Consider the following 1,750-nt stretch of genomic DNA (forward strand, 5'->3'; position numbering starts at 1 on the left):
GCCAGCATCTGGATCGGCAGCGCATAGACCAGCGGCGTGATGAATTCCGGCACGTCCGGCAGGACGATCGTTGCCATCGTATCGACGCTGGCGCTTTCCGCACCTCGTCTGTCGGTGATCAGGATGATGCGACCGCCACGGGCCGCCACTTCCTGCATGTTGGAAACGGTCTTTTCATAAAGACGGTCAGACGGTGCAATGACGATGACCGGCATGGTTTCATCGATCAGCGCGATTGGGCCGTGCTTCAACTCGCCAGCGGCATAGCCTTCGGCGTGGATATACGAGATTTCCTTGAGCTTCAGCGCGCCTTCCATGGCAAGCGGAAAGGACGTGCCACGACCGAGATAAAGAACGTGATTGACCTTGGCGAGATCGGTACAAACTGCCGCGATCTGATCTTCCAGCTTCAGCACTTGATTGAGGAAACGCGGGGCTTCGGAAAGCTGGCGCACCAGTTCCTGTTCGCGCGCATCGTCAATCGCGCCGCGCGCCTTGGCGGCGGCGATGGCGAGCGACGCCATGGCCGAAAGCTGGCAGGTGAAGGCCTTGGTGGAGGCAACGCCAATTTCCGGACCGGCAAGCGTCGGGAACACGGCATCGGATTCACGCGCGATGGTCGAGCCGGTGACGTTAACGACGGCGGCAATCTTCAAGCCTTGCGACTTGCAATAACGCAGCGATGCCAGCGTATCCGCCGTTTCGCCGGACTGGGAAACGAACATCGCCAGCGAATCTTTCGACAACGGCATTTCGCGATAGCGGAATTCCGATGCGATATCGCTATCGACCGGCAGACGGGCAATCTGTTCGAACCAGTATTTACCCACCGATGCCGCATAATAGGCCGTGCCGCAGGCGGAAATCGTCAGACGGTCAATCTTGCTGAAATCGACGCCGATCGCTTCCTGACGCACCTTGCCGGTGGTGAAATCGAGATAGTTGGCAAGCGTGTGGGAAATCACTTCCGGCTGCTCGAACATCTCCTTCTGCATGAAGTGACGATGATTGCCCTTGGAAACAAGCATATTGGCCGTCTGCGTCTTCTGGATCGTGCGCTCGACCTGATTGTTGCCCTCGTCATAAATGGTGACGCCCTTGCGGGTCAGTACAGCCCAGTCACCATCTTCCAGATAGGCAATGGTGTCGGTGAAGGGCGACAGCGCAATCGCGTCCGAGCCGAGGAACATCTCGCCATCGCCATAACCGACAGCCAGCGGCGGGCCCTGACGAGCGCCGATGAGCAGTTCTTCATCGCCTTCAAAAAGGAATGCGAGAGCGAATGCACCATGAAGCTGCGGCAGGCAATCGCGCACGGCCTCAACCGGCGACTTGCCCTTTTCCAGCTCACGGGTCACCAGATGCGCAACGGCTTCGGTGTCGGTTTCGGTCTGGAACTTGCGGCCTTCGGCTTCCAGCATGGTGCGCAGTTCGGCAAAGTTCTCGATAATGCCGTTATGAACCACCGCAAGGCGCTCGGTGATGTGCGGATGCGCATTACGCTCCACCGGCTTGCCATGGGTAGCCCATCGCGTATGACCGATGCCTATCACGCCCGGAAGCGGCTCACCGGCAAGGCGCTTTTCCAGATTGACGAGCTTGCCTTCCGCACGACGGCGGTCAAGCCTGCCGCCCTGCAAGGTGGCGATACCGGCGGAGTCATAACCGCGATATTCCAGTCGTTTCAGAGCATCGACCAGAAGCGGCGCGACTTCATCCTTGCCGATAATACCGATAATTCCACACATGC

General features: G+C 58.7%; 1 protein-coding gene. It reads right to left on the reverse strand.

All coding sequences use genetic code 11. The annotated features are described in order from the left end of the window. On the reverse strand, positions 1 to 1,748 hold a 1,748-nt coding region (gene glmS, locus D8666_RS23880; RefSeq protein WP_121539680.1), incomplete at its 3' end, for a glutamine--fructose-6-phosphate transaminase (isomerizing). Positions 1,749 to 1,750 lie beyond the last annotated feature (2 nt).

Origin of the sequence: Ochrobactrum soli, assembly GCF_003664555.1 — a bacterium.
Lineage (GTDB): Bacteria > Pseudomonadota > Alphaproteobacteria > Rhizobiales > Rhizobiaceae > Brucella > Brucella teleogrylli.